Annotated in this window: 23 protein-coding genes and 2 tRNA genes; 14 read left to right on the top strand and 11 right to left on the bottom strand. The window is 39.6% G+C overall.

Annotated elements, in window-relative coordinates; genetic code table 11:
* Positions 1-114: 114 nt before the first annotated feature.
* Together MST18_RS11120 and MST18_RS11115 are read right to left on the bottom strand one after the other, a co-directional pair.
* A complete protein-coding gene (locus MST18_RS11120; protein ID WP_180007473.1) occupies positions 115-753 on the bottom strand; it encodes a YqiJ family protein in 639 nt (212 codons plus the stop codon).
* Between the two features lie 464 nt (positions 754-1,217).
* Entirely contained in the window at positions 1,218-1,760 is a 543-nt protein-coding gene (locus tag MST18_RS11115) for a hypothetical protein (protein ID WP_180003924.1), read from the bottom strand.
* A 321-nt stretch (positions 1,761-2,081) separates the two neighbouring features.
* Between MST18_RS11115 and cysD the strand changes: the two genes are divergently transcribed.
* Both cysD and cysN read left to right on the top strand, forming a co-directional pair.
* The gene (cysD, locus tag MST18_RS11110) at positions 2,082-2,996 is read left to right on the top strand and encodes a sulfate adenylyltransferase subunit CysD (RefSeq protein ID WP_078189893.1); all 915 of its coding nucleotides are present in this window, start codon (positions 2,082-2,084) and stop codon (positions 2,994-2,996) included.
* Between the two features lie 165 nt (positions 2,997-3,161).
* Positions 3,162-4,775: a sulfate adenylyltransferase subunit CysN gene (gene cysN, locus MST18_RS11105; protein WP_180133619.1), complete on the top strand. Its 1,614-nt coding sequence runs from the start codon at positions 3,162-3,164 to the stop codon at positions 4,773-4,775.
* Positions 4,776-4,823: 48 nt separating this feature from the next.
* On the opposite strand, the gene MST18_RS11100 is transcribed toward cysN, so the two are convergent.
* Positions 4,824-6,116 (bottom strand): hypothetical protein, encoded by a 1,293-nt coding sequence (locus MST18_RS11100; RefSeq protein ID WP_180133620.1) that lies wholly within the window; start codon positions 6,114-6,116, stop codon positions 4,824-4,826.
* Positions 6,117-6,236: 120 nt separating this feature from the next.
* On the opposite strand from MST18_RS11100, the gene MST18_RS11095 reads away from it, so the two are divergent.
* Genes MST18_RS11095 through MST18_RS11085 form a run of 3 tightly spaced genes read left to right on the top strand, consistent with a single transcriptional unit; the run spans position 6,237 to position 7,346 of the window.
* On the top strand, positions 6,237-6,758 hold the full coding sequence (locus MST18_RS11095; RefSeq protein WP_180133621.1) for a PadR family transcriptional regulator: 522 nt from the start codon (positions 6,237-6,239) through the stop codon (positions 6,756-6,758).
* A complete protein-coding gene (locus tag MST18_RS11090; RefSeq protein WP_180133622.1) occupies positions 6,755-7,075 on the top strand; it encodes a DUF3861 domain-containing protein in 321 nt (106 codons plus the stop codon). The genes MST18_RS11095 and MST18_RS11090 overlap by 4 nt, the downstream gene beginning before the upstream one ends.
* Before the next feature lie 10 nt (positions 7,076-7,085).
* Complete coding sequence (locus MST18_RS11085) at positions 7,086-7,346, top strand: DUF2798 domain-containing protein (RefSeq protein WP_180133623.1); 261 nt, start codon at positions 7,086-7,088, stop codon at positions 7,344-7,346.
* A gap of 13 nt (positions 7,347-7,359) precedes the next feature.
* On the opposite strand, the gene MST18_RS11080 is transcribed toward MST18_RS11085, so the two are convergent.
* Entirely contained in the window at positions 7,360-7,710 is a 351-nt protein-coding gene (locus MST18_RS11080; RefSeq protein WP_180133624.1) for a co-chaperone YbbN, read from the bottom strand.
* Between the two features lie 131 nt (positions 7,711-7,841).
* On the opposite strand from MST18_RS11080, the gene MST18_RS11075 reads away from it, so the two are divergent.
* Positions 7,842-8,834 (top strand): NAD(P)H-quinone oxidoreductase, encoded by a 993-nt coding sequence (locus MST18_RS11075; protein WP_180133625.1) that lies wholly within the window; start codon positions 7,842-7,844, stop codon positions 8,832-8,834.
* 498 nt (positions 8,835-9,332) lie between these two features.
* On the opposite strand, the gene MST18_RS11070 is transcribed toward MST18_RS11075, so the two are convergent.
* A tRNA-Leu gene (locus tag MST18_RS11070) sits at positions 9,333-9,418 on the bottom strand.
* Between the two features lie 10 nt (positions 9,419-9,428).
* Positions 9,429-9,502, bottom strand: a tRNA-Cys gene (locus MST18_RS11065).
* Positions 9,503-9,654: 152 nt separating this feature from the next.
* On the opposite strand from MST18_RS11065, the gene folD reads away from it, so the two are divergent.
* On the top strand, positions 9,655-10,503 hold the full coding sequence (gene folD, locus MST18_RS11060; RefSeq protein ID WP_078192972.1) for a bifunctional methylenetetrahydrofolate dehydrogenase/methenyltetrahydrofolate cyclohydrolase FolD: 849 nt from the start codon (positions 9,655-9,657) through the stop codon (positions 10,501-10,503).
* Positions 10,504-10,750: 247 nt separating this feature from the next.
* On the top strand, positions 10,751-11,419 hold the full coding sequence (locus MST18_RS11055) for a methyltransferase (RefSeq protein WP_180003940.1): 669 nt from the start codon (positions 10,751-10,753) through the stop codon (positions 11,417-11,419).
* A gap of 68 nt (positions 11,420-11,487) precedes the next feature.
* Here MST18_RS11055 and MST18_RS11050 read toward each other — a convergent pair whose 3' ends face one another.
* The 3 genes from MST18_RS11050 to MST18_RS11040 form a co-directional block, all read right to left on the bottom strand.
* Positions 11,488-11,916: a hypothetical protein gene (locus MST18_RS11050; RefSeq protein WP_078193296.1), complete on the bottom strand. Its 429-nt coding sequence runs from the start codon at positions 11,914-11,916 to the stop codon at positions 11,488-11,490.
* 198 nt (positions 11,917-12,114) lie between these two features.
* The gene (locus MST18_RS11045) at positions 12,115-13,434 is read right to left on the bottom strand and encodes an MFS transporter (protein ID WP_180133626.1); all 1,320 of its coding nucleotides are present in this window, start codon (positions 13,432-13,434) and stop codon (positions 12,115-12,117) included.
* Positions 13,435-13,721: 287 nt separating this feature from the next.
* On the bottom strand, positions 13,722-15,041 hold the full coding sequence (locus MST18_RS11040; protein ID WP_180133627.1) for an MFS transporter: 1,320 nt from the start codon (positions 15,039-15,041) through the stop codon (positions 13,722-13,724).
* A gap of 342 nt (positions 15,042-15,383) precedes the next feature.
* Here MST18_RS11040 and glpD point away from each other — a divergent pair, with 342 nt between their 5' ends.
* Positions 15,384-16,901 (top strand): glycerol-3-phosphate dehydrogenase, encoded by a 1,518-nt coding sequence (glpD, locus tag MST18_RS11035; RefSeq protein ID WP_180024132.1) that lies wholly within the window; start codon positions 15,384-15,386, stop codon positions 16,899-16,901.
* Between the two features lie 81 nt (positions 16,902-16,982).
* On the opposite strand, the gene MST18_RS11030 is transcribed toward glpD, so the two are convergent.
* Entirely contained in the window at positions 16,983-18,815 is a 1,833-nt protein-coding gene (locus MST18_RS11030) for a phosphoenolpyruvate carboxykinase (GTP) (protein ID WP_180007483.1), read from the bottom strand.
* Between the two features lie 413 nt (positions 18,816-19,228).
* On the opposite strand from MST18_RS11030, the gene MST18_RS11025 reads away from it, so the two are divergent.
* The 4 genes from MST18_RS11025 (at position 19,229) to groL (ending at position 23,115) form a co-directional block, all read left to right on the top strand.
* Positions 19,229-20,167, top strand: coding sequence for a diacylglycerol kinase family protein (locus MST18_RS11025; RefSeq protein WP_180121718.1), 939 nt, complete (start codon positions 19,229-19,231; stop codon positions 20,165-20,167).
* Positions 20,148-20,933 carry a metallophosphoesterase gene (locus MST18_RS11020; protein ID WP_180121720.1) on the top strand — a complete coding sequence of 262 codons (786 nt, stop codon included), beginning with the start codon at positions 20,148-20,150 and terminating at the stop codon, positions 20,931-20,933. Before MST18_RS11025 ends, MST18_RS11020 begins: the two co-directional genes overlap by 20 nt.
* Before the next feature lie 183 nt (positions 20,934-21,116).
* Positions 21,117-21,407, top strand: a complete 291-nt coding sequence (groES, locus tag MST18_RS11015) for a co-chaperone GroES (RefSeq protein ID WP_078192966.1) — start codon at positions 21,117-21,119, stop codon at positions 21,405-21,407.
* Between the two features lie 73 nt (positions 21,408-21,480).
* Complete coding sequence (gene groL / locus MST18_RS11010) at positions 21,481-23,115, top strand: chaperonin GroEL (RefSeq protein WP_078192965.1); 1,635 nt, start codon at positions 21,481-21,483, stop codon at positions 23,113-23,115.
* Positions 23,116-23,542: 427 nt separating this feature from the next.
* Here the strand turns inward: groL and MST18_RS11005 are convergent, their stop codons facing one another.
* Complete coding sequence (locus tag MST18_RS11005; protein ID WP_180024135.1) at positions 23,543-23,917, bottom strand: hypothetical protein; 375 nt, start codon at positions 23,915-23,917, stop codon at positions 23,543-23,545.
* A 509-nt stretch (positions 23,918-24,426) separates the two neighbouring features.
* Between MST18_RS11005 and MST18_RS11000 the strand changes: the two genes are divergently transcribed.
* The gene (locus tag MST18_RS11000) at positions 24,427-26,223 is read left to right on the top strand and encodes a YadA-like family protein (protein WP_180133628.1); all 1,797 of its coding nucleotides are present in this window, start codon (positions 24,427-24,429) and stop codon (positions 26,221-26,223) included.
* The last annotated feature ends 14 nt before the right edge of the window (positions 26,224-26,237 follow it).

Genomic DNA, 26,237 nt, shown 5'->3' with positions numbered 1-26,237 from the left:
AAAAATCAGTATTTTGTTGACTCATCATGACTTCGAGATTTGCTGAACGTATGACGCGTTAAATGTATTTATATGGTGTTAAAAGAACTGATCGAGCATCAATTCATTCAAAATTTAGAGCATGGTGGCTTGAAAGCCTACATTTGTTTTTTGGGTTAAAACCACTGATTGACCTTGGCTGAAAATTTCATCTTGTTCAGGTTCAACCAAAATATAATGGGTCAATCCGTGTTGATCTTTGACTTTGGCTTGAGCAGGAGACTGTGGTCGTGCATCACCCAAAATGATCGTGGCCGTTCTACCGATCAATTCATCACTATAAATGGCGGTTGTTTCATCTTGCGGTAAAATACGGGCAATGAGCATTGCGCTAAAACGTACGAAGGGCATGCACAGAAAAATACAGGCTGGTGCAATAATCCATGCACTGAACATCATACTGGTCATTTGGTTAACGATGGCTTGAATAGCAAAGCCCAACAAACTATAGACACATAAGAAAATGATGAGCCATACAAACAGTGGAATACGACCCAAATACAACCAATCGAGCACACGTGTCACGATACCTGCATCGGCATCTACACCTAGCTCTGCATTATGACCAACGTCCTCAGGTAGGAATTGATCTAAGAAGCCTTGAGAACCCCCCCCTAAAATTGTTAACACAATCTCAAAAAGTCCAAACAAGAACATTAAGCAGAGACTGATGCTAAACACGATATTAGACGGGTGAGTAAACAATTCCCACATTATATTTATCTCTATATTTATGCTTATAAAAAATCAAAAAAAATAATTCTGGCTGAATTTTTTTCAGTAAATAAAATAACATTATCTGTCGAAATTGTGTAAAAAAATTACAGATCAGATTAACAAAAAGTCGGCTTTTATGTGAGCTATTACTAAGTTTTTCTTCAAAAATAGTTTATCAGTTAATTTGGATGAACTAAATCCAAAGAGGATGGCGCATCTACGTTTATACATTTAAGATTTAAGTCATTGTGATCAATCAAATTTTCAGTCTAATTGCAGATATATAAGTGGTCGTGCTCAAGGGAGAGAAATGGCCTGTTAAACGGCACAGAAAACAATGTTAGGAAATGTAAATTTATAAGCGTCACAGCAGTGCTGAGGGCTTTGCCGTGACTTTCGATGTCATATGAAGATTTGAACTGGCGTTCAATAGAGCGCTTTTTAGTAAGCTTTAACCCTTTTTATAACAATGAAGTTTGAATGCGTACTTTCATATCTAAAGCCGCTTGAACAATAAATTTTTTCATCCACTTCACTTGTTCGCCCATCGGATTGGTTTTAATCGCAGTGTCTAAAAAGCCCATGCTTTCAAGTTGAAACAGTTGCTTTTCGATCTCTTCCTCTAACTGGGTGCTATTGGCTGCGAGCGGGAAATGGATTAAGTGAAATGCTTTGGGAAAATTGTAAAAAGCATAGAGCAGATTAAATGCACGTTGATCGGCCTTTAAATTGCCAGCGCCAATTTCATAGCCGCGATCTTGGTTACTATGAGTCACCCCAATCAAAAACTCGAGTTTATTGTCCAAAAGTCGTAGACCGAACTGAAGGCCAATTTGGTCTGCACTCAGCTCATGTTGGATAAAGTTATTCAGCGGGCTGCCGTCATCATTTAAAGCTTCTTGGAGCACGAGCATGTGTGAAGAATGCTGATAAATATAGCCAGCAAGACCTGCGGCTTCAATCAGCGACTTTAAGGTTTCAAGCGTATAGTGACTATATGGCATATCAATAACTATTGGAGAGTGATATAGCTACTTTAAGTACATTGAGCGAGTTTGAATACCGATTGTTTAGAGGATTTAGCGATTAGTTAATTGATAAAAAATTGCGTAAAATTACGGATCTCGGACTAGAATAATACTGAAATTGATAAGTCTATTGTATTAAATTAATTAAAATTGATAAGCACTATCAGACAATTTGTATATGACGAATAAGAATATCAATATCACAAAACAAGCAATCGTTATGAAAGCTTAATTACTATAATGTATATATATCTTTAAAAGTGTAATAAGTACACATATTCTAAGCTGGTGTTGTCCATGTCATTAAATGAGGAAAGACTTACTCATCTTAAACAGCTTGAAGCTGAGAGTATTCATATCATCCGTGAAGTTGCTGCTGAGTTCGAAAACCCAGTCATGCTGTATTCAATCGGTAAAGATTCAGCGGTCATGCTGCATCTTGCTTTAAAAGCATTCTATCCTGCCAAACTTCCATTCCCACTACTGCATGTAGACACGGGTTGGAAATTTAAAGACATGATTACTTTCCGTGACAACATGGCAAAAGAGCATGGCTTTGATTTGATCGTGCATCAAAACAAAGAAGGTAAAGACGCAGGCGTGAATCCGTTCGATTACGGTAGCTCAAAATATACTGACATTATGAAAACTCAAGGCTTAAAACAAGCACTTGATAAATATCAGTTTGATGCGGCTTTTGGTGGTGCGCGCCGTGACGAAGAGAAATCTCGTGCCAAAGAGCGTGTTTACTCATTCCGTGATACCAAACACCGTTGGGACCCTAAAAACCAACGTCCTGAACTTTGGAATCTTTACAACGGTAAAGTGAACAAAGGCGAAAGTATTCGTGTATTCCCATTGTCTAACTGGACTGAGTTGGATATTTGGCAATACATCTACCTCGAAAATATTAAATTGGTTCCTTTGTACTTGGCTGCTGAACGTCCAGTGGTTGAGCGTAACGGTACTCTGATCATGGTTGATGATGAGCGTATGCGTTTGAATGAGGGTGAAGTGCCACAAATGAAATCGGTGCGTTTCCGTACCTTAGGTTGTTACCCACTTACAGGTGCGGTTGAATCAACTGCAACAACTTTACCGGAAATTATCCAAGAGATGCTTTTAGCCACCACCTCTGAACGTCAAGGCCGTATGATCGACCATGACGAAGCAGGTTCGATGGAAAAGAAAAAGCAGGAAGGTTACTTCTAAGAATCTCATAATCTCCCTTGCGCAGCAGTGCTGCTCACCCTCTTTACTAAAGAGGAGGAACTCCCGAGAAAGAACGGAGCAAAGTCTCCCTTTCTTAAAGGGAGATTTAGAGGGATTAAAAAGATTCAGAAACCGATTTCAAAAGAATATGTGGAGCTTTGAGCAATGTCTCATCAATCAGATTTAATTAGCCAAGACATCTTGGCGTATTTAAAACAACACGAAAATAAAGACCTTCTTCGTTTCCTCACTTGCGGTAACGTGGATGATGGTAAATCGACTCTAATTGGTCGTTTACTTTACGATTCAAAATTGATTTATGAAGATCAATTGCAAGCCGTGACTCGTGACTCTAAAAAAGTCGGTACTACGGGTGATGCGCCTGACTTGGCTTTACTTGTCGATGGTCTACAAGCGGAACGTGAGCAGGGTATTACCATTGACGTGGCTTACCGTTATTTCTCTACTGAAAAACGTAAGTTCATTATTGCTGACACCCCAGGGCATGAGCAGTACACACGTAACATGGCAACTGGTGCGTCGACTGCTGATTTAGCGATCATCTTGATTGATGCACGTTATGGCGTTCAAACTCAAACTCGCCGTCACTCATTTATTGCGAGTCTTTTGGGTATTCGTAATATCGTGGTTGCAGTGAACAAAATGGACTTGGTTGAATTCTCTGAAGCGCGCTTCAATGAAATTCAAGCAGAGTACAACGAGTTCGTAAACCAATTGGGCGACCGTAAACCTGCAAATATTATCTTCACGCCAATTTCTGCGTTGAATGGTGATAACGTTGTAAACAAATCTCCATCTACACCTTGGTACCAAGGTCAGACTTTAATGGAGACTTTGGAAACTGTTGAAATTTCGCATGATACGAGCAAGCACGAATTCCGTTTCCCTGTTCAATATGTAAACCGTCCGAACCTCGACTTCCGTGGTTTCTGCGGTACGATTGCACTTGGTGAAGTGAAAGTTGGCGATACCATTACTGCATTGCCATCTGGTAAGTCTTCGACTGTTAAAGAAATCGTAACTTTTGACGGTAACTTAGAGCATGCTGTTGCAGGTCAAGCGGTAACTTTAACACTGAACGATGAAATTGATATTTCACGTGGTAACGTGTTGGTAAAAGCGGGCGAACAGCCTCTAATTTCACGTTCTGCACGTGCCTCTGTGGTATGGATGACGGATGCGCCTTTAGTGGTTGGCAAACTGTATAATGTGAAGTTTGGTACACAAACTATTCCTGCGAAAGTTGCGAAAATTAACTACCGTACCAATGTAAACACATTGGAAAAAACGGAAGTTGAACAGCTTGAACTGAATGCGATTGCAGATGTAACGATTGAGTTTGATGCGCCAGTGGTATTTGACCGTTACCAAGACAGTCGTTACACAGGTTCATTCATCTTTATTGACCGTTTAAGCAACGTGACTGTTGGTGCGGGTATGGTTGAATCTGCGGTTGAATGGACTGCACACAACGAGCCTGTAACTGCTGAAGCGCGTGCTGCACGTTTAGGTCAAAAACCTGCTGCTGTAACTGTAACTGCAAAAGCCCTTGAAAATGCACAAGCAATTGAAAGCTTGTTGATTCAGCAAGGTGTAGTTGCGATTGCGAAAGCAGGTTTAACTGTAGAGCAAATTGCACTTGTACGTGAGACTGGTGTGGTTGTGATTACGGATACTGCTGAAGGTACTGATGTGACTTATACGGTTGAGACTGCTGAAGAAGTTGCTGAGAAAATTGTTGAGTTGGTTCGTCTGTAATAGATTGAATTGATTTAAAAAAGACCCGCTGAGAAGCGGGTTTCTTATTTAGGACTCTTCGGGTGTCTTTTTTGTTTTTTCTAGACTTGGAATAAGTTTTTCTAAAATTGAGTCGGATTTTACATTTTCCATTCCATCGGCTGGATTTTTTCTAAATGCTTCTAAATTAATTTCTAATAACTTAGCTTGTAGATAAATAGATTCATCACTTTCAGAATTTAGAGTTTTTATTTCAGTTTTATACTTTTCAAATGAACGAGCTAAAGCTTCTTTATGTCCATATTCTTGTTCTAATTTGGAATATCTATTGAGGTTCAAATTGGCAACTGTAGCAATCCAAATGAGTGGAATATTAAGGATTAATCTAACAGTTATAGAGGTTATAGTGATTTGATCAATCTTATTGAAGTCAATCGTAAAAAAATTAAATCCAGCCAAAAGTACTAACGCACCTATAAATACATATAAATTATTTTTCTTGTTCTCTTTTGCCTGATTACCTTTCTCATAAAAGCCACCAGCTAATCCAGCATTGCTAGCTTGATTTAAAACTTTTAAAGCTTCTTTTTCGGTCTCTTCTAATGTTTCTAATCTCTGAGATAAAACTTGTTCTAACGATTGGTTGTTTTTGTCACCAAAAATTTTTAGATAAAATTTATCTAAAGAATTTTTTTGTTTGTCGAAAGTGGTTGAGTAAGATGAAATTTCTTCACCAGCGTCATTGGTTTCACCAATAAATATATAGTCGTAGTATTCGTCAATTTCTTGGTATTTCTTTTTAATTGCTTGCTCACGTGAAGTTTCTATACCTTCTACAATAACGTCATTATTGAATAGGTAAGAGTGTACGTCTTTTGCTTTAGTTGCTAGTTGATCTAGTTTTTGACTATGACTTAATTCTTCACCTTCATTTGGACTAAAATATTTCCTGAATTCGATTCTAAGTTTATCTGATTTATTGTACAAATCAGCTAGATTCTCAGAGTCTAGTAATTCTTTAAGAGTTTGTGTTGTGGTTGTCCCATCTTCGTAAGTGTGTTCCATTAAAGATTTTAAAGAAGAAACTTCATTTTTTAATTGTTGTAATTCTTGATATTCCACAATTAATTGCTTTTTCTGTGCTTTAACATCTACTATTTCTGTTTGAAGTTGGTCTATTTCGGCTCGTATTAATTTTGCTGCGGCAGTTCGTCCATCTGTAATATGTTCTAGATTATCAGCAAGTGTATATTTACTTGAAAGTTTTCCATGTAAAGCACTTAATTGTTTAAGTGCTTGTTCAATTTCTTTACGCTCTGTTTGTGTCATACCCGTTGAGAGCATATCGCGTATTTTCCCCATATAAAACCAACCATAAAAATAGTAATTGTGGTCAAATATTACACTTTTTATAATTTGTTTGATAATGATTTCATTTTGATTTAAGATATATCTTAATTAATCTTAAGGTGTATCTTTGCGATGTCAAATTCAGACCTTCTCGACAGTAGCGATAGTCCTGTTAAAACCCGCAAACGCCTGTTTGAAGCAGGGCACATGAAACTATTGGTACTGCATCTGATCTCCCAAGCACCTAAGTTCAGCTACGATATTATTAAAGATGTCGGCGCAATCGTCGGCGGTGGCTACAGCCCAAGCACAGGGACAATTTACCCAACGCTGAATTACCTCGAAGAACAGCAATACATCCATGCAGAACTAAATGCCGAAGACCGTAAACAATACAGCGTTACGCAGTCAGGCTTAGTACATCTAGATGCAGAAAAAGCCACAGTAGAGAAAATTCTGTGTCGTTTTGATACCCGTAAGCAGATTCATAACAATGAACAATATGTCGACATCAAACGCGCGATGGAAAACCTAAAAGCATCACTGCGCATCAAAATTCAGCATTGTGAACTGACACCCGAGCAGGTGTATGCCATTGCAGAAAAAATCGATCAGGCGGCAGTCGAAATCAGCCGTATGGAGGTGATACAATGAAACAGCATCAATATGAAATTACGCTCAAACACATTGCTGATGCGCAGGGCAATCCTTCGACTTATACCGAAGCGTTGCAGTTTAATGCCTACAACCATGATGACATGTTTAAGGTATTGGAGCATTTGACTAAAGCGAAGTTATTAGATGAAGAAAAGACTAAAGCCTTTGCTGTGGGTTTAAAACTGTTTGGTGAAACCTTGCTGGAAAATAAAGACCATCCTTTATTTAAAGATTTCATGCCGCATTTCGGCCAGTTTATGAAAACACTGAAACAAACCGTAAAAGCCCAGAACGCAGCCCAAGACGAACAATAGGTGTTTACAGATGAATCAACGCCCAAAATTTCATCCCAAACATATGACTTGGCTGATGCCCCTAATTCTGTCCGGCATTATGAGCGGTTCAATTTCCTGCTTTAATATGCTGATGAATAAAGGTTTAGTTGAAGGTTTTCTTGGTATTTGGCTGCGTGCATGGAGCATGTCGTGGATGATGGCATTTCCACTTATTTTGATTGTTTTGCCATTGGTGCGTAATACGTTAATGAAGTTTGTGCGCTTACCGAATGAGTCTGCATCCAAATAAAAGGAAAATATACTTAGTCATGAGTTGAATGTGACGGCATAGCATCTTGAATGATGGCTGTTAATTCAGTCAGCGATTTAACTCCTGCAATACGTTGAATGACTTGCCCGCGATAAAATACTAAGGTTGAAGGTAGTCCATAAACGTTATAGCGCAAGGTTAGTATCGGTGAGGAATCAATATTTACCTTGCCAAATTTGAGCTGTGCATGCTGTGCGGACATTTGCTTTGCACACTGCTCAAATACAGGGAAGTTCTGCACACAGGGCGCGCACCAGTCTGCATAGAAGCGAATCACGGCAAAACCATCGAACCATTCATAGTCGCTGGCGTTATCTTCGTTATATTCAACAACCTGAACCATGTGCTGCCTATTATTAATTTGCTAAATAGTCAGCCAATTATACATAAGTCCATTGTTATTCAATCTGTATGCTTTCTATGTTCAAATAGTGCATAGATAGATGAATAGTCAATAATTGAAAAGGAAAAACAATGTCACAGCAAAGCATGCAGCAGGTCATTATTACTGAGCCAGGCGGTGTAGATAAACTGGCCTATGAAAGCGTTGCCATCCCAGAAGCGAAAGCGGATGAAGTGTTGGTAAAAGTGCATGCCTTTGGCATCAATCGTCCAGACATTTTACAGCGCCAAGGCTTGTACCCAATGCCGAAAGGGGTAACACCAGTACCGGGTTTAGAGGTTGCAGGCGAAGTGGTTGCTGTGGGTGCAGAAGTCACTTTGTTTAAAGTGGGTGATAAAGTCTGCGGTCTGACCAATGGTGGCGGTTATGCAGAATATTGCGTGGTGCCTGAAAGCCAAACCATTCGTATTCCTGAAGGTGTCAGCTTTACTCAAGCAGCGGCCATTCCTGAAACCTTCTTTACAGTTTGGGCCAATGTATTCCAAATGGGTAAAGCCAAAGTAGGTGAAACGGTACTTATTCATGGCGGTACTAGCGGTATTGGTACTACAGCGATTATGTTGTGTAATGCTTTAGGTATGAAAACCTTTGCAACAGTCGGTTCAGATGAAAAAGTCGCTGCGATCTCTGATATCACGCATGCGATTAACTACAAGACTCAAGACTTTGAGCAAGTGATTAATGAAGCGACCAATGAGCAAGGTGTAGATGTTATTTTAGATATCGTTGGCGCACCGTATTTGGCGCAGAACCTCAATCTATTACGTCGTGATGGTCGTTTGGTCTATATAGCCTTCTTAGGTGGTGCAAAAGCCAAAGAAGTAAAACTGGGTCAAATCATGATGAAGCGTTTGACCATTACAGGCTCAACCATGCGTGCGCGTAATACTGAAGAAAAGGCAGAGATTGCCAAAGGCATTCAGGAAAATGTTGTTCCGTTATGGTCTAAAGGTGAATGCCTGCCAATGATCTACAAAACATTTAAGTTTGATCAAATTCAAGAAGCGCATGCAGCCATGGATACGGGCGAGCACGTGGGTAAGATTGTGGTTGAAGTGATTTAAAGGATTATTTTTAAAACGCGATGTATTTGCAGGGTGTTTTAAAATAATTAAAGAGGGCAATGTCCCTCTTTTTTATTGTATTCCTATCTGATTTGACGCAGTAACATCAAAAGCACAATTTGATTCAAATAAAAGAATGATACGCGGTAAGGTCATCCGCAAGTGTATGAGACAGGGTTGTTTTTAATCAAAAATGTTTTTGCAATACTTTGAATAAGTAGACGCTAGTGAACGAGTTTTGTCGGTGAGGTGCATTGCACCGCAAGATGGCTTCCTTGCGAAGCTTCGCTTCTCATTTTGCCGAAACAAAAGTACCTCCAGCCGAAGGCTAATCCCTTTATTCAATCCCTAGATGTAAGACTCTGTCGAGTAGATTTAAATATCGGTAAATAATGTGAAATTACTTTTACGTGCGTAACATCTGTTGCTAAATTTTAGGCATAAAAAAACCAGCTTATCGCTGGGTTCTTTATTACACCATCTTCAGTAGTAGAATAATGGTGCCCGAGGCCAGACTCGAACTGGCACGCTTTGTGGGCGGGGGATTTTAAATCCCCTGTGTCTACCGATTTCACCACTCGGGCTTAACAAGATTGGAGGCGGAGGTCGGAATCGAACCGGCGTACACGGAGTTGCAGTCCGCTGCATGACCACTCTGCCACCCCGCCATGTCTTGTTGATGCGTATATTAGCAAGCTCTGAAAAAAAAACAATAGCAGATTCATCTGTATGAGCATAAAAGCAGCATACAAGGTAAAAAATTTAAAATAATCATGTATTATGTGCAAAATTGATTCATATCATCACTTGGAGAAGTGCCGTGGCATTAGTTTTAGATGGTCGTGCATTGGCGAAGAAAATTGAAGCTGACTTGTTGACTCGCGTAGAAGCGCTAAAAGAGAAAACTGGTCGTACCCCAATTCTTGCGACTATTTTGGTAGGTGACGATGGTGCATCTGCAACTTATGTACGTATGAAAGGGAATGCTTGCCGCCGTGTTGGTATGGATTCATTAAAAGTTGAGCTTCCTAAAGAAACCACAACTGAGCAATTGCTTGCTGAAATTGAAAAATTGAATGCAAATCCAGATGTTCACGGTATTTTGTTACAACACCCCGTACCTGCTCAAATTGATGAGCGTGCTTGTTTCGATGCGATCTCTCTTGAAAAAGACGTAGATGGCGTGACCTGCTTAGGTTTTGGTCGTATGGCAATGGGTGAAGCTGCGTATGGTTCTGCGACTCCTGCAGGTATCATGACCATTCTAAAAGAAAACAACATTGAAATCGCAGGGAAACACGCGGTTGTTGTGGGTCGTTCTGCAATTTTGGGCAAACCAATGTCTGCAATGCTGCTTGAAGCGAATGCAACAGTGACCACTTGCCACTCACGTACTCAAAACTTAGCTGACTTTGTTAAGCAAGCTGACATTATTGTGGGCGCGGTAGGTAAAGCTGAATTGATTCAAAAAGATTGGATCAAACCGGGTGCAGTGGTTGTTGATGCTGGCTTTCATCCACGTGATGGCGGCGGTGTAGGTGATATCCAATTGGTGGGTATTGAAGAAGTTGCTTCTGCGTATACGCCAGTTCCGGGTGGTGTAGGCCCAATGACCATTACAACGTTGATTCGTCAAACTGTTGAAGCTGCTGAAAAAGCATTGGGTTAATCTTTAGACCACTCCCTTGCGAAGCAATGCTTCTCATCTCCTAAAAGGAGAGGGAAAATCCATTTTGAAAATAATGGGTGCTCCTTCTCTTGCGCCGTATACGGCTCAGGGAGAGGGTTGGGGTGAGGGTGCTTTTTTATAAATAATCCTCTCCCTAACCCTCTCCTTTAAAAGGAGAGGGAACTTCCGATCTTAATTTAGGCTTATATGACACTAAAACTCTGCATATTCGAAAAATAAAATTCTAATGAGCTGTACTTTCCAATTCCCCCAAGCCCCTGAACATTTACTGAAAGCACTGCATGAAGTTATTCCGCATTGTGAATTACATGCTCAACAGTTGCCTGAAACACCTATTTCTCTATGGTTGATCCCACCGGTATTTCCAACCGATAAATTGGATGATGAAGTCATTCGTCGTATATGGAATGATACGCCGTATTGGATCTTTTGTTGGGCTTCAGGGCTTGCAATGGCGCAGTGGTTGTTGGCAGAGCCGCATCATGTCAAAGATAAAGTGGTGTTGGACTTTGGTGCAGGTTCAGGCGTGGTGGCGATTGCCGCGAAAATGGCAGGGGCGAAACGCGTGATCTGCTGTGACATCGACCAAGTAAGCCTAGATGCCTGCCGTGCCAATGCAGAGCTGAATAATGTCGAACTTGAATATTTGGACGATCTGTATAAAGCCGAACAAGTCGATATTTTATTGGCTGCCGATGTGCTATATGACCAATGCAACCGTTTCTTTTTGGATGAATTTTTAAAGTTTGCTCCAGAAGTGTGGGTGGCAGACAGTCGTGTGAAAAACTTTAGTCATCCTAAATATGAAAAACTCGATGAACGAAGCGCAACGACATGGCCTGATTTGGATGAATCACCTGAGTTTCGAAATGTGAGTTTTTATAAAACCCTATAAATAATGAACCCATAAAAAATAAGACGCTTAAAGCGTCTTATTTTTTATATTTTGAACAGCAAATTTGATTAAGAACAGGTATAGCGAACCACACGTAAGGTGGCAGGGCGAGCATCGAGTGCATCACGCGCGCCTAAGTTTTCAGAGTTACGTAGATCAGGAGTATTTGATAGACCGAAGTTCGCACGTGTATTACCAATTTGACGGCCGTACTGGGTATTTTCCAAAGCAGGATTTGCAATTTCGTTCACGCTTAAGATTTGTAATTTATAGGTCTTTTGCGTATTTAATACTTTTTGGCAAGCACGCTGTAATTTATTGGCATCCAGTTGTTGGTTTTGGCGACCCGCTAAAGTATATGCAAGTGTTGCGCTATCTGCAGATTTGGACTCTATTTGAAAGCCCGTTTGACCATTAAAAGCACGTGGAGTGCTTTGGCAAGCAGCCATCGACATTGCAACAATACCCAAACTTAAAACTTTGTAAATATTTTTCATCATTCATTCGCCGTGTGTATTTGTATGTTCAGTATGCCATAGTCCGTCTGTCGACTCGATGGCGAAAACCAAGAAAGCCAAAGAAGTTTGATTAAATCTTTGATACAGATGAAACGTTAAATAGATGGAAATGCAGATAAAAAAAGCTCATCAAAATAGGCTTTGATGAGCTTAAGTGGAATAGCAGGGCTGAGCGAATTAATCGTCAGTGATCATGCTATGTTTTTTCGTATCTTTCATGAAGACATAGGTAATTAAAGATAAACCAATCATGAACGTAATGTAGTAGAAGAAATAGTTTTCATGGCCTGCATTTTTGAAGCTCAAAGCTACAAGTTCTGCGGTACCACCAAAGAGTGTATTTGCAATGGCATAAGGCAATGCAACACCTAGGGCACGAATGTGTGCAGGGAACAGCTCTGCTTTTACTACAGCATTAATGGCAGTATAACCAGTGACAATTACCATACCGCTCATGCAAAGCATAAATGCTGTGGTTGGGCTGGTAGTTGAACCGATACCATTGAAAATAGGAATGGTAAACAGCACACCAAGCACACCAAAGGCGATCATAATTGGCTTACGACCAATTTTGTCTGAAAGCGCACCGACAGCAGGTTGTAAAAGCATGAAGATGAAAATTGCAGCAGTGGTAATTTCAGTTGCTGTGGTTTTTTCAAAGCCAGACGTGTTGACCAAATATTTTTGTAAATATGTGGTAAAAGTGTTGAACGCTAAAGTACCACCGGCAGTCAACATGATCACAGTGAAGGCTTGTTTAGGGTATTTGGTAAATAACGCTAAAGCACCTGATTTTGGACCACCATTTTTAGCTTGTTCTTGAGCTTCTTTAGAAGATTGAGTTTCAACTAAACCGCGACGAATCCAGAACACCACAATTGCGAGCAAAGCACCGATAAAGAAGGGAACACGCCAGCCCCATTCAGTTAAAGCTTGTTCTGAGAAATTGCGCTGTAAAATAATTAAAACGCAAAGTGCCAGTAGCTGACCTGAAATCAGTGTGACATATTGGAAACTTGAGAAGAAACCACGGTGGTTTTTCCCTGCCATTTCAGTCAAATAGGTCGCACTTGAGCCATATTCACCGCCGACACTTAAGCCTTGGAGTAAACGCGCTAAAAGTAGAATAGCGGGTGCGAGTATGCCTACAGAATCATAGGTTGGTGCACATGCGATCATCAGTGAGCCGACACACATCAACGATACAGACAGCGTTAAACCTGCTTTACGACCTTTACGGTCCGCATAAATACCCATGACCCATGCGCCGATTGGACGCATTAAGAAACCGAGTGCAAAGACTGCAGCTGCTTGTAAGAGTTTTACAGTATTGTCACCGTCAGGGAAAAATTGCGGTGCAAAGTAAAGGGTAAAAGCAGCGTAGACATACCAGTCGTACCATTCAACGAGGTTGCCGGCAGATCCGCCGAGGATAGATTTGATACGAGTTTTTCTATCCAATTGTTCAGGAACAACTGGCTCAGATGAGTTTGACACATCATTCTCCAAGGAATGAATGCAAAACATATCCATTTAAACTCTTTGGGAAAAGTTTAAATCAATATATTTTGTCGAAATGGGAGATGGAACTATATTTATTTAATTTATACTCCTGTTATTGCAGAAAATCATGCGACTTTAGTCTATAAAATGCGATATTTTTGACCAGATACATTTTTCACGACTAAATGAAAACAACAAAGCCTCATAGATTGAGGCTTTGATGGGGAAAACATGCTGTTTTTGATCAGCTTGATCAATAAGTCATCATCAAATAATTCTGATCAATGCTCCTGAATTTTGGAATGGTGTTTGGTGTCTTTCATAAAGATGTAGACCAATAACGAAATAAAAATCATGATGGTCACATAGATGAAGAACCATGACTCGTGACCAGCTTCTTTAAAACTTAGCGCAAAGAATTCTGCCGTACCACCAAAGATGGTATTTGCAAGTGCATAAGGCAGCGCAACACCCAATGCGCGAATATGTGCAGGGAACATTTCTGCTTTTACAACCGCATTGATCGAGGTGTATCCCGTGACAATCACTAGACCTGCGAGACAGAGCCAAAATGCGGTCCAATAATCTTGAGTTTGTCCTAAGGCACTAAATAGAACATAGGTGAACAGCACACCTAAGATCCCAAAAGCGATCATTAGAGGTTTACGACCAATTTTGTCGGATAGGCCGCCTGCAAGTGGCTGTAAGCACATAAAAATAAACAGCGCTAAGGTGGTAATTTGTGTGGCCTCAGGTTTACTAAAGCCAGAGGTATTGACCAGATATTTTTGCAAATAGGTGGTGTAGGTATAAAAAGCCAATGTACCTCCAGCTGTTAAAAATAACACCGTGAAGGCTTCTTTCGGATAATGTTTAAATAGAGAAAATAAGCCAGATTCAGGTTGGTCTTTTTGCTCTTGTGCATTTTTAAAGGATTGGGTTTCTAGCAGGCCACGTCGAATACGGAAAACCACTACCGCTAAACACGCACCGATAAAGAACGGAATACGCCAGCCCCAATCATGCAATTGTTCTTCTGTCAGCAACCATTGCAAAATAAGTAGTACGCACAGTGCAGTCAACTGACCTGCAATCAGTGTCACATATTGAAAGCTTGAAAAAAAACCACGACGGTCGCGGTCAGCCATTTCACTGAGGTAGGTCGCACTGGCGCCATATTCACCGCCGACACTTAAGCCTTGAATCAGTCGAGCTACCACAAGAATAATCGGTGCCATGATGCCAATTTGGTCATGTGTTGGAGAAATGGCAATCATCAATGAGCCGATACACATGAGTGTGACGGAGAGGGTTAAACCTGACTTTCGACCTTTTTTGTCTGAATAGATCCCCATAATCCATGCACCAATGGGCCGCATGAGGAAGCCCACTGCAAAGATGGCCGCGGCTTGGAGAAGTTGTGCGGTCTGGCTGCCTTGAGGGAAAAAAGCATGGGCGAAATAGAGGGTGAATGCCGCATAGACATACCAATCGTACCATTCAACAAGATTGCCTGCTGAACCACCGAGAATGGATTTTACTCGGGTCTTTGTATCTAAATTTGATTGAGGAACAATTTCTTCCGTCATTTTAAAATCCATCTTTTTTTATTGTGTGAAAATATCTTATGCGTATCGAAAAGTATGAAATGTAAACTAAAAAAGAGGTTTTGTTGAAAAAGTGTACAAATCAACGGCTTGTCATGAATTTTGCTTTGAATAAGGATTTGTACTATAAAATGATTGATTTCATGCTTGAGCCAGCAATTGTTTAAACGTACATTTAAAATATAACTTCTCATTTAATAAAGGATACAAAAACTCAGTGTCAGGATGTTGTGACTAAAATAGGTATCTGGATCAAAAAATGATGATCAATGAGAAAAATAATAAAGCAAAGAAAACGAAGCATTGTTGAATAAAAAGATATAGTGGGAGGGAGCGATGAATACACAACAGCAATTAATATATGACATGGTGGTCATTGGTGGTGGAATCAATGGTGTTGGTATTGCTTGTGATGCAGCGGGGCGTGGTTTAAGTGTTTTGCTTTGCGAAAAAGACGATCTCGCGAGCCATACTTCATCTGCAAGTAGTAAATTAATTCATGGTGGTCTTCGCTATTTAGAGCATAAAGAATTTCGTTTAGTACGTGAAGCACTCGCAGAACGCGAAGTTCTCCTTAAAAAAGCCCCCCATATTATTCGACCGATGCGTTTTATCATGCCACATGAACCGCATTTACGACCGGCTTGGCTAATTCGTACTGGATTATTCTTTTATGATTATTTGGGTAAACGTGAACAGCTTGCAGGCTCCAATGGTATTGAATTTGATGTGGATGTTAGTCCTTTAGCACCCAGATTTACTCGGGGGTTTGAATATTCCGACTGCGCTGTGGATGATGCACGCTTGGTTGTACTCAATGCGATACAAGCACGGGAATATGGTGCACAGGTTCTGACTCGAACAGAATGTTTAAATGCATACAGTAAAGCTGGCATTTGGCAAGTGTGTTTAAAAAATGCCAACGGTTTGCAAAATGTGCAGGCTAAAGTATTGGTGAATGCGGCAGGTCCTTGGGTTGCTGACTTTATAAAACAGGGTTTAAAGCAAGAGTCACCTTATGGTATACGTTTAATACAAGGTAGCCATATCATCGTTCCAAAGCTCTTTGAAGGTGATAAAGCTTTTATTATGCAAAATGATGATCACCGCATTGTCTTTGCGATTCCTTATTTAGAACAATATACCCTGATCGGCACGACAGATCGTGAATATCAAGCAGACCCAAATCGAGTAAAGATAAGCCAAGAAGAAATCGATTACTTGCTTGATGTGTCAAATGATCACTTTAAAACTCAATTGACGCAAACGGACATCATTTCAACTTATTCAGGTGTGCGTCCGCTGTGTGATGATGAGTCAGATAATCCAGCTGCAGTCACGCGAGATTACACCTTAGCACTGACCGATGTAGAAGGTGCAGCATTACTTTCAATCTTTGGTGGCAAGCTCACCACTTACCGAAAACTTGCAGAAGCGGCATTAGATCAGCTTAAAACGGTTTTTCATCATCGATCCAAACCGTGGACTGCTGATACAGCATTACCTGGTGCGGAAAATTTAGAATCAATCGAGCAGTTGATAGCTGAAATCCAACAAAATGTTAAAGGTGTTTCAAACAGTCTAGCAAGTCGTTGGGCGCATGCTTATGGAACACGTGTCTGGATTTTGCTGAATCATTTAACTTCGATTGATGAGCTTGGGCAAAACTTCGGGCATGGCTTGTATGCCCAAGAAGTAGATTATTTGGTTGAGCATGAGTGGGCGAGAAGCTCTGAAGATATTTTGCAAAGACGCACAAACTTATATTTGCAATTCACTGCATTTGAAGTTGATGTTTTGGACGAGTACTTAATGGCAATACGTATAAAGCAAAAAGCTCAAGATGTGGCTTAGTTGGTATAAAAAAAGACCGCGCAAGGCGGTCTTTTAAATCTTTCTTAATCCCTCTTTTAAAGGAGGGAAATTAAAGGTCGATTAAGCAGATTTTTTTACAGCTTCTAAAAGTTCGTCTTGACGTACTTTAAGTGCTTTTGGTAAGCGATCACCAAGTTTGTTGAACAATTCAGTGTGGCTTTCAAGTTCTTTGATCCATTGATCTTTATCTTGAGAAGTTACAAGCTCGAATTGCTCTTTAGTGAAGTCTGAACCAGTCCAGTTCAATTGTTCGTATGTTGGAACAAGGCCGATAGGTGTTTCAACAGCGTCTGCACGACCTTCACAACGGTCAATGATCCACTCAAGAACACGCATGTTTTGACCGAAACCAGGCCATACAAAGTTACCTTCAGCATCACGACGGAACCAGTTCACGTTGTAGATACCAGGAAGTTTATTGCCAGCAGCTTTAGCTTTAGCAGCAACTTCTTCACCAAGTTCTAACCAGTGAGAGAAGTAGTCAGCCATGTTGTAACCCGCAAATGGAAGCATTGCGAATGGGTCACGACGAACGATACCTTGTTGACCAACAGCAGCAGCAGTTGTTTCAGAGCCCATAGTTGCAGCTTTGTAAACACCGTCAACCCAGTCAAATGCTTCTGAAATTAGAGGCACTGTGTCTGCACGACGACCACCGAAGATGAACGCAGAAATTGGAACACCTGCTGGATTTTCCCAGTCAGCATCAATAGAAGGACATTGACCAGCTGAAACAGTGAAACGAGCATTTGGATGAGCTGCTTTTTCTTCGCCGGTGTGTGGTTGACCTTTCCAGTTAGTCAAGTTAGCAGGCGCTTCTTTAGTAAGACCTTCCCACCATACTTCACCTTCGTCAGTTACAGCAACGTTGGTATAGATTACGTCTTTATGAAGAGTCGCCATACAGTTCGGGTTAGTCTTGGTATTTGTACCAGGTGCTACACCGAAGAAACCAGCTTCAGGGTTGATTGCATATAAACGACCATCTTCACCTGGTTTGATCCAAGCAATATCGTCACCTACAGTTTCAATTTTCCAACCTTCGTAACCCGCTGGTGGAATCAACATCGCGAAGTTTGTTTTACCACAAGCAGAAGGGAATGCAGCTGCGATGTAGTGTTTTTCGCCTTGTGGGTTTGTCACGCCAAGGATGAGCATGTGTTCAGCTAACCAACCTTGTTGACGACCCATAGAAGATGCAATACGTAAAGCTAGGCATTTTTTACCCAACAATGCGTTACCGCCGTAACCAGAACCGTAAGACCAGATTTCACGAGTTTCTGGGTAATGAACGATGTATTTTTCAGGGTTGCAAGGCCAAGCAACGTCTTTTTGACCTTCTTCAAGCGGTGCACCAACAGTGTGTACGCAAGGAATGAAGTCACCGTCAGTACCAAGTACGTCATAAACAGCTTTACCCATACGAGCCATTTTAGACATGCTTACAGCAACGTAAGGAGAATCAGTAAGTTCGATACCGATGTGAGCAATATGAGAACCTAAAGGACCCATAGAGAAAGGAACTACGTATAAAGTACGGCCTTTCATTGAACCGTCAAATAAACCATTCAGACGAGCACGCATTTCAGCTGGAGCTTCCCAGTTGTTTGTTGCGCCTGCATCTTCTTGTTTTTCAGAACAGATGTAAGTACGACCTTCAACACGAGCAACGTCAGAAGGATCAGAATTAGCAAGGTAAGAACCAGGATGTTTTTCTTGGTTAAGTTCTTGCATAGTGCCGTTAGCGATCATCAAGTCGATATAACGTTGATATTCTTCTGCGCTACCGTCACACCATTCGATTTTTGCTGGTTTGGTTAATTTGGCAATTTCTTCCACCCAAGCAATGAGCTTAGGGTGACGAACGAATTCTGGTGCGTTCACTTGGGTCATGGTGAGGCCTATCTCAAAAATGTACTAACCGTACAAAGTATAATCTGCATCATGGGATACATCATGCAGATAAAAGATGAAAAAAAAGTGGCTGTATTAAAGCATAAAATCATAAAAAAAATAAGACTAAAGAAGTGGTAGATTTTTTTTGGTAGTTAATGCTATTTATATTAAATATAGATAAAATACAATAACTTAACATGTTAAGTGGTGAATTTTCACTTTATTTATTAACGTGATGGACAATATTTTATATAGTTATTTTTAATAAAAACAAAAAGTTGCATGTAATTGATATTTGAGAATTATTATTGATTAAATAAATGGTGGTAATTCGATTTTTACATAAAGGCGCTATTATTTGCTGTTAAATTCGACAAAATACAATACTAAGCGGCCAAGATGTATAAAAAGTGATTAAACAAGCCAAGCCTTTATCTATTATCTATAATAAAAAATCAGGATTTCATGCTGCAAATAAAGATGAAGTCTACGAGGAACTTGTGCGGATATTATCCGATCATAATTTCGAAATACAGTCATTTGAGCTTGGGCAGGAAGCGAGTTTTGATACTTTAATGAGCAAGGTGTTTGCGCGCCATCAAGACCCTGATAATTTGGGTGTTGTCGTTGCAGCAGGTGGTGATGGAACCTTAAATGCTGTTGCACATCAGTTAATGCATACCGATATTCCTATGGGGATCTTACCTTTAGGCACATTTAACTATGTGGCGCGCGTCCTTAATATTCCTCTTGATTTAATTCAAGCGGCACAGGTGATTGCGACAGGCAATAATCGACAGGTGCACGTGGCGCAAATCAATGAACATATCTATTTAAACAATGCCAGTTTGGGCTTGTATCCTTTATTTATACAAAAAAGAGAATTTTATAATCAAAAGTTTGGGCGTTTCCCATTGCATGCTTATACCTCAGGTTTGGATGTGCTGATTCGAGATCGTAAAGAGCTGAAATTGGAAGTAGAAGTGGATCATCATATTTATCCAGTCAAAACGCCCTTGATCTTTTTTGGCAATAATCAATTGCAATTGGCCGATTTAAACTTGCAAATCGCTAAAGATGCAGAGGCAGGTAAAGTTGCAGGTGTGGTTGTCGCAAAAAGTGATAAGAAAACGTTATTTAAAATTTTATGGCAATTGATCCGTGGCAATATCGACAATGCACCAGATGTGTATAGTTTTGCCGCTGATGAAGTCACAATACATACCCAACGAAAAAAAATGACCGTTGCTGTGGATGGTGAGATTGTAGAAATGAAACCGCCGCTTAAAATTCGAGTGCAAAAACAAGCCTTAAAGATACGGGTGCCACATGATACTGCATCTGTCTGATCTGCATTTCGGCACTGAAAAGCCAGAGTGTATGCGCGCTATTCAGCAATTTTGTCGTGAACAGCGTATCGAGGCCGTGGTTGCCAGTGGAGACTTGACCCAACGTGCGCGTTATCGTCAGTTTTATGCATGTAAGCAATTTTTAGAAAGCTTAAATTTGCCATATATCGTTGTGCCGGGGAATCATGATATTCCGCTATATCATTTATGGAACCGTGTTTTTAGCCCTTTTGCACGTTATCAACTTTTTTTTGGTGCCATGGAAAATGTACTGGAAACCGAGCATTTTTATTTAATTGGGATCAATAGTATTCGTCGTCGTTACCATACGCGAGGGCATGTATCGCTCGAGCAAATACATTATGTTGATGATTTACTTAAACATGCGCCGCCCAATAAAGTGAAATTAATCATAGCGCATCAACCTTTTTATACGCCGCCCAATGACCCGCATGGTGTGAAAGATTGTCCTGTTCAAGGGCGTTTGGCACTCGAACAGTGGAGTCAACACGGTTTAAATGGTTTATTGCATGGACATTTACATGTTCCAGCCAGCTATGACCTCAATCAGATTTATGCTTTAGGTGCTGCGCATCCAGTTTGGGATATTCATGCTGGAACTGCAACGTCATATCGCCTACACGATAACCTTGCCAACAGTTTTAATGTCATTGATGAGCAGATGAATGTGCAGCATTATTTTTATCATTCAAAGTTGAAAATATTCGAAGAAAATCTTAGTACTCATATTTTGGATGAGCTTTAATCCTTTAAATTTAAATTTTGAAGAAAAAAAATACAAAAAAATGAAAAAAATTAAATTTTGCCCTTGAAGGGTTTTTTTCCATCCCCACAAAAGTGTCATCTAAATTATTTTTTGTCGATGGCTTACGGAAATCAAAATGTCATCGTCTTTTATCTAGTAAATAGACTTAGTCTGGAGTTAACTATGAGCAATATTCGTCCTTTGCATGACAACGTTGTGATTCGCCGTGTTGAAAAGGAAACTAAAACTGCTGGTGGTCTTATTTTAAGTACTTCAGCAGCTGAACAACCTGCTCAAGGCGAAGTAATCGCTGTAGGTAATGGCAAAGTAACTGACAATGGCGTACGTGCATTAGACGTTAAAGTTGGTGACAACGTATTGTTTGGCACTTATGCCGGTACAAAAGTAAAAGTAGCAGGCGAAGAGCTTCTTATTATGAAAGAGTCTGACATCTTAGCGGTACTTGAAGCTTAAGTTTCGTACACGCATTTAGACCCTTTTATTCATCATAAATTGTTAAAAATTTTAAAAAGATTCGGAGTTAGACATGTCAGCTAAAGACGTAAAATTTGGTGATTCAGCGCGTTCAAAAATGATCGCGGGTGTAAATGTACTTGCAGATGCTGTAAAAGTCACTTTAGGTCCTAAAGGCCGTAACGTTGTCATCGACCGTTCTTTCGGTGCGCCGCACATCACTAAAGATGGTGTTTCTGTTGCTAAAGAAATCACGTTAAAAGACAAGTTTGAAAACATGGGCGCTCAGCTAGTTCGTGAAGTGTCTTCAAAAACCAACGACATCGCGGGTGACGGTACAACAACTGCAACTGTTCTTGCACAAGCAATCCTTAATGAAGGGATTAAATCAGTAACTGCGGGTATGAACCCAATGGATCTTAAACGCGGTATCGACATCGCGGTTAAAGCTGTAGTTGCTGAAATTAAAGCGACTGCAAAACCTGCTTCTGACTCTAAAGCGATTGAACAAGTAGGTTCTATTTCTGCGAACTCTGACACCACTGTTGGTAAACTTATTGCTCAAGCAATGGAAAAAGTTGGTAAAGAGGGTGTAATTACAGTTGAAGAGGGTTCAGGCTTTGAAGATTCTCTAGATGTTGTAGAGGGTATGCAGTTTGACCGTGGTTACATCAGCCCGTACTTTGCAAACAAACAAGATACACTAACAGCTGAACTTGAAAACCCATACATTCTTCTTGTTGATAAAAAAATCAGCAACATCCGCGAATTAATTGCTGTACTTGAAGCTGTTGCTAAAACAGGTAAACCGCTTCTTATTATTGCTGAAGATGTTGAAGGTGAAGCACTTGCAACTCTTGTTGTAAACAACATGCGTGGCATTATCAAAGTTTGTGCTGTTAAAGCACCTGGTTTTGGTGATCGTCGTAAAGCGATGCTTCAAGACATCGCGATTTTAACTGGCGCGACTGTAGTTTCTGAAGAGGTTGGTATGTCTTTAGACCAAACTACACTTGAGCACTTAGGTACAGCGCATAAAGTTACTGTTTCTAAAGAAAACACAGTAATTGTTGATGGTGCAGGTGTTGCAGAGCAAATTGCTGAACGTGTAACTCAAATTCGTGCTCAAATTGAAGAATCAACTTCAGAATACGACAAAGAAAAACTTCAAGAACGCGTTGCTAAATTGGCAGGTGGTGTTGCTGTAATCAAAATCGGCGCTGCAACTGAAGTTGAAATGAAAGAGAAGAAAGATCGCGTTGACGATGCACTTCATGCAACTCGTGCTGCAGTTGAAGAAGGTGTTGTAGCAGGTGGTGGTGTTGCACTTGTACGTGCTGCAAAAGCACTTGAAGGTGTGTCTGGTGCTAACGATGACCAAAATGTTGGTATCAACATTTTACGTCGTGCAATTGAAGCACCGCTTCGTCAAATCGTTGCAAACTCTGGTGATGAGCCATCAGTTGTAATCAATGCTGTGAAAAACGGTGAAGGTAACTTCGGTTATAACGCTGCGACTTCAGAGTATGGCGATATGTTGGAAATGGGTATTCTTGACCCTGCGAAAGTAACACGTTCTGCGCTTGAGCATGCTGCATCTGTTGCGGGCTTAATGCTTACAACTGAATGTATGATTACTGAAATCCCAGAAGACAAACCTGCTATGCCTGATATGGGGGGTATGGGTGGCATGGGCGGTATGATGTAAGCTAATTACTGCTAAATAAAAAACCCTGCATTTTGCAGGGTTTTTTTTGTGATGTATGTTGTAATTTTGTATTAATCTGAATAACATGAGGCAAATTAATGTAAAACATATGATCATTTTTATTTTTTATATTGAGAATAAGAAATTGTTATTGATTTGTATGATTTATATATTGGAATATTTAAAATTTTAATTTATGATTTTATCAATATGTTCTTTATAAGAATAGCAATGATAAATCAAGACGGTAAGCGAATAAAATGTATGAATAAACATTCAAAAGTATTCGATCCCAATTGTGAAAAAATTCTCGTGAGTAAAAAAGAGTTACAGATGCTTTATAAGACAATACGTGACTATGAAGAGAGAATTAATTATTACGAAGTTGAAAATAAAAAATATTTAAAATTATTGAATAAAGATACTTCTATCTCTGAATGAATTGGTCAATTAGATCTTTAATGATTTGTTTTTGACTTGCATTCAATGTCCGAAATTTTAAAAAATAATCAAGTTCTGATTGATCATTTGACTCAAGATTGGATGATCCTAATGTGTTGTCGCCAAAGCGTAACCACTGGCTAGTGACATTGAGCCAAATAGAAAGAATAGCCAGTTTATCTTGATTTGGAATCGCTTTACCTAATAACCAATTATTTGCCGATTGCACTGAAACAGGAGCGCCATCATATCTATGATTAAACTCTTTTGATAAATAAGTTGGGCTAATAGGGTGATTTGAATCTATTAGTGCCTGTTTCAAGCGTTCACTAAAAGCTAACTTTTCTTGTAGATTACTCATATTTCATTGATTCTGCTTACAATAATTAAGGACTCTTAAATGTAACAGAATGTCGATAAGAGTTCGGTAAATTCAAATGTCAATTGTAGGAAATAGCCAAATAAATAACAATCATATTTCGTCTAATTATTGATAAATAAGAGTAATTTTTTGTAAGGAAGAATAACGATATGTGTTTACCAGTAATCAAATATTGATTGATAAAAAAGTAAAAGTTAAAGGAAATATAATTCTTTAGTATTAATTGCATTATATGAAAATATAAAAAAAACAATAAATTATAGTATTTTTTGTGAAAAAAAAGGAATTAAAGTATTTTTTATTTAAAAATAAATCAAATTTTGATTGATATTAATGTTTCATTTTGTATATTATTGCCACAGCACCGCAGGGGCGGTTGGCTATGAATTGCGGATTCTCCAGACGATAAGTACGCATTCGTAAAAGTTTCGCTGGTAAACATCATCCTAGGGTCTACCAGTCTTTTTATAAAAATTGAAGGAATTTGTATGAAATTTCAGAAAACACTTTTGGCAGCAAGTTTGGCATTTTTAGCAGTTGGTGCAAATGCAAAAAATGCAAATCCAACCCAGCAATCTGAAGGTTTGTTTAATAGTACAGGTTATGTGTTCTCACCAGTTCTTAATCAAGGTACTAACTGGGCTGACTTGGGAACTGGTGCTGTTACTTCAGTTACTGGAAATGGTTCTCAAGTAACTTATGAAATTTTTAACTATAAAACGGCATCTGGTAAAGAAGTAGTTAGCGTAACAAAGTTGGGTTCAAAAACATCTGAAGGTTTTTTTGAATTTGTTAAAGATGCTGCTGGAAATGATCAACTAGTAGAATACAAGGGTAATGATGTTTTACTTGACACGCTATCTAATGGCGGTCAATTAATGGATTCTACAGCTGGTACAACAACTACTGGCTATGAGTTAAAAGAAATTAATAATGAACATTTAGTATATGGTTATCAAGGTAATGTTGGTGGTTTGAATCAACAATTACAAGGTGCGTATATTAATCCAGAAGGTGTTACTACTCAGTTTACAGGTACACTAATCGTTCCAGGTACTTCAAATTCTAAATATGTAAACTCAGGTATTATTGGAAATACTGGTGCATATGATGACGTAACTGGTCAGCCTTTAGATGTATCAAAAAATATATATGGTGTAAGTGCAAAAGATGGTAATAATTTTGTAGCATTAACTGGGAATGGTATTGCACTAGCGAATTTAAGTGCAGGTGCCCTACAGTATGATGGTAGTGTTATCACTAATGAATCGTTAGTAGGTAACGAAACAAGTGCTGTGCAAAAAACACGTCAATATACGGTTAATGGTCAAACAATTTTAGAAGTATACAATGACGATGCGGGTAATGAGGTAGCATCTAAATTCTATATTGCCACTGCAAATGGTGCTGGTAATTATGATTTAACAGCTACAACGAGTGTAACTTCTGCAACTGTAGCAGGTTTATTACCTGATCGTTCAGGTACTGCTACTTATAAGACTGGTGAATACACTCAATCTGTCATTCATAATACTGTTACAAATCAAAATGTAACTTATAGTGAAGCTGTTACAACTATTGACAAAACGAAGTTACAAGCTGGTATTGTTGAAACTACAAACTTAACTTCTGCAACTGCAACAGCAGATGAGTCAGTTGGTAATGCAGAAGTCGTTACAAAACAGTCTGTGGCGACTGGTGTAATTGGTAAAAATGCAGACGGTTCTAATAAATATGGTACTGAAGTTGTAAAAACAGATGCTAACGGTACTCAAAAAACAGAAATTACGGCGAGTGGTATCAATACTACAGGTGTAATTAATGCTGCTGACTATCAAATTGGTGGTGTAAGTATTGTAGATGGTATTAAAACTTCAGTTGATACCGCTGTAGCAGGAGCTACAGAAGCTATCGATGCTAAAGTTGCTGAAGTAGACTCTAAAATTGTTGAAGTTGATGCTCGTTTAACTCAATTCAATACTACTGCTGCTAACTTAAATTCACGTGTTGATCAATTAAATTCACGTGTGAACGAAGTTGAAGAAAAAGCTTACCGTGGTGTTGCAATTGCTTTAGCTGCTCAACAACAAATTCCTAACATTGGTGCAGGTCAATTTGCAGTATTTGGTGGTGTTGGTCACTACGAAGGTGAATCTGCAGGTGCTCTAGGTGTTGCAAGCGTATTTGCTGATGGCCGTACTTCACTTAGCGCTGCAATTGGTGTTGCTGGTGGTAGCGAAGTTGGTGGTCGTGTAGGTCTTTCTTATGTATTTGGCGGAAAATAATTAACCCGTTGATA

It is taken from the genome of Acinetobacter sp. YH12068_T (genome assembly GCF_024606005.1).
In the GTDB taxonomy this organism is placed as follows: Bacteria; Pseudomonadota; Gammaproteobacteria; order Pseudomonadales; family Moraxellaceae; genus Acinetobacter; species Acinetobacter amyesii.
Note: the sequence above shows the minus strand (reverse complement) of the source record. Positions and strands in the feature narration are given on the sequence as shown.

Bases quoted from the DNA above. Each gene is read 5' to 3' on its own strand.
- MST18_RS11120 (WP_180007473.1), bottom strand. From the start codon at position 753: ATGTGGGAATTGTTTACTCACCCGTCTAATATCGTGTTTAGCATCAGT.
- MST18_RS11115 (WP_180003924.1), bottom strand. From the start codon at position 1,760: ATGCCATATAGTCACTATACGCTTGAAACCTTAAAGTCGCTGATTGAA.
- cysD (WP_078189893.1), top strand. From the start codon at position 2,082: ATGTCATTAAATGAGGAAAGACTTACTCATCTTAAACAGCTTGAAGCT.
- cysN (WP_180133619.1), top strand. From the start codon at position 3,162: ATGTCTCATCAATCAGATTTAATTAGCCAAGACATCTTGGCGTATTTA.
- MST18_RS11100 (WP_180133620.1), bottom strand. From the start codon at position 6,116: ATGGGGAAAATACGCGATATGCTCTCAACGGGTATGACACAAACAGAG.
- MST18_RS11095 (WP_180133621.1), top strand. From the start codon at position 6,237: ATGTCAAATTCAGACCTTCTCGACAGTAGCGATAGTCCTGTTAAAACC.
- MST18_RS11090 (WP_180133622.1), top strand. From the start codon at position 6,755: ATGAAACAGCATCAATATGAAATTACGCTCAAACACATTGCTGATGCG.
- MST18_RS11085 (WP_180133623.1), top strand. From the start codon at position 7,086: ATGAATCAACGCCCAAAATTTCATCCCAAACATATGACTTGGCTGATG.
- MST18_RS11080 (WP_180133624.1), bottom strand. From the start codon at position 7,710: ATGGTTCAGGTTGTTGAATATAACGAAGATAACGCCAGCGACTATGAA.
- MST18_RS11075 (WP_180133625.1), top strand. From the start codon at position 7,842: ATGTCACAGCAAAGCATGCAGCAGGTCATTATTACTGAGCCAGGCGGT.
- MST18_RS11055 (WP_180003940.1), top strand. From the start codon at position 10,751: ATGAGCTGTACTTTCCAATTCCCCCAAGCCCCTGAACATTTACTGAAA.
- MST18_RS11050 (WP_078193296.1), bottom strand. From the start codon at position 11,916: ATGAAAAATATTTACAAAGTTTTAAGTTTGGGTATTGTTGCAATGTCG.
- MST18_RS11040 (WP_180133627.1), bottom strand. From the start codon at position 15,041: ATGGATTTTAAAATGACGGAAGAAATTGTTCCTCAATCAAATTTAGAT.
- glpD (WP_180024132.1), top strand. From the start codon at position 15,384: ATGAATACACAACAGCAATTAATATATGACATGGTGGTCATTGGTGGT.
- MST18_RS11030 (WP_180007483.1), bottom strand. From the start codon at position 18,815: ATGACCCAAGTGAACGCACCAGAATTCGTTCGTCACCCTAAGCTCATT.
- MST18_RS11020 (WP_180121720.1), top strand. From the start codon at position 20,148: ATGATACTGCATCTGTCTGATCTGCATTTCGGCACTGAAAAGCCAGAG.
- groES (WP_078192966.1), top strand. From the start codon at position 21,117: ATGAGCAATATTCGTCCTTTGCATGACAACGTTGTGATTCGCCGTGTT.
- groL (WP_078192965.1), top strand. From the start codon at position 21,481: ATGTCAGCTAAAGACGTAAAATTTGGTGATTCAGCGCGTTCAAAAATG.
- MST18_RS11005 (WP_180024135.1), bottom strand. From the start codon at position 23,917: ATGAGTAATCTACAAGAAAAGTTAGCTTTTAGTGAACGCTTGAAACAG.
- MST18_RS11000 (WP_180133628.1), top strand. From the start codon at position 24,427: ATGAAATTTCAGAAAACACTTTTGGCAGCAAGTTTGGCATTTTTAGCA.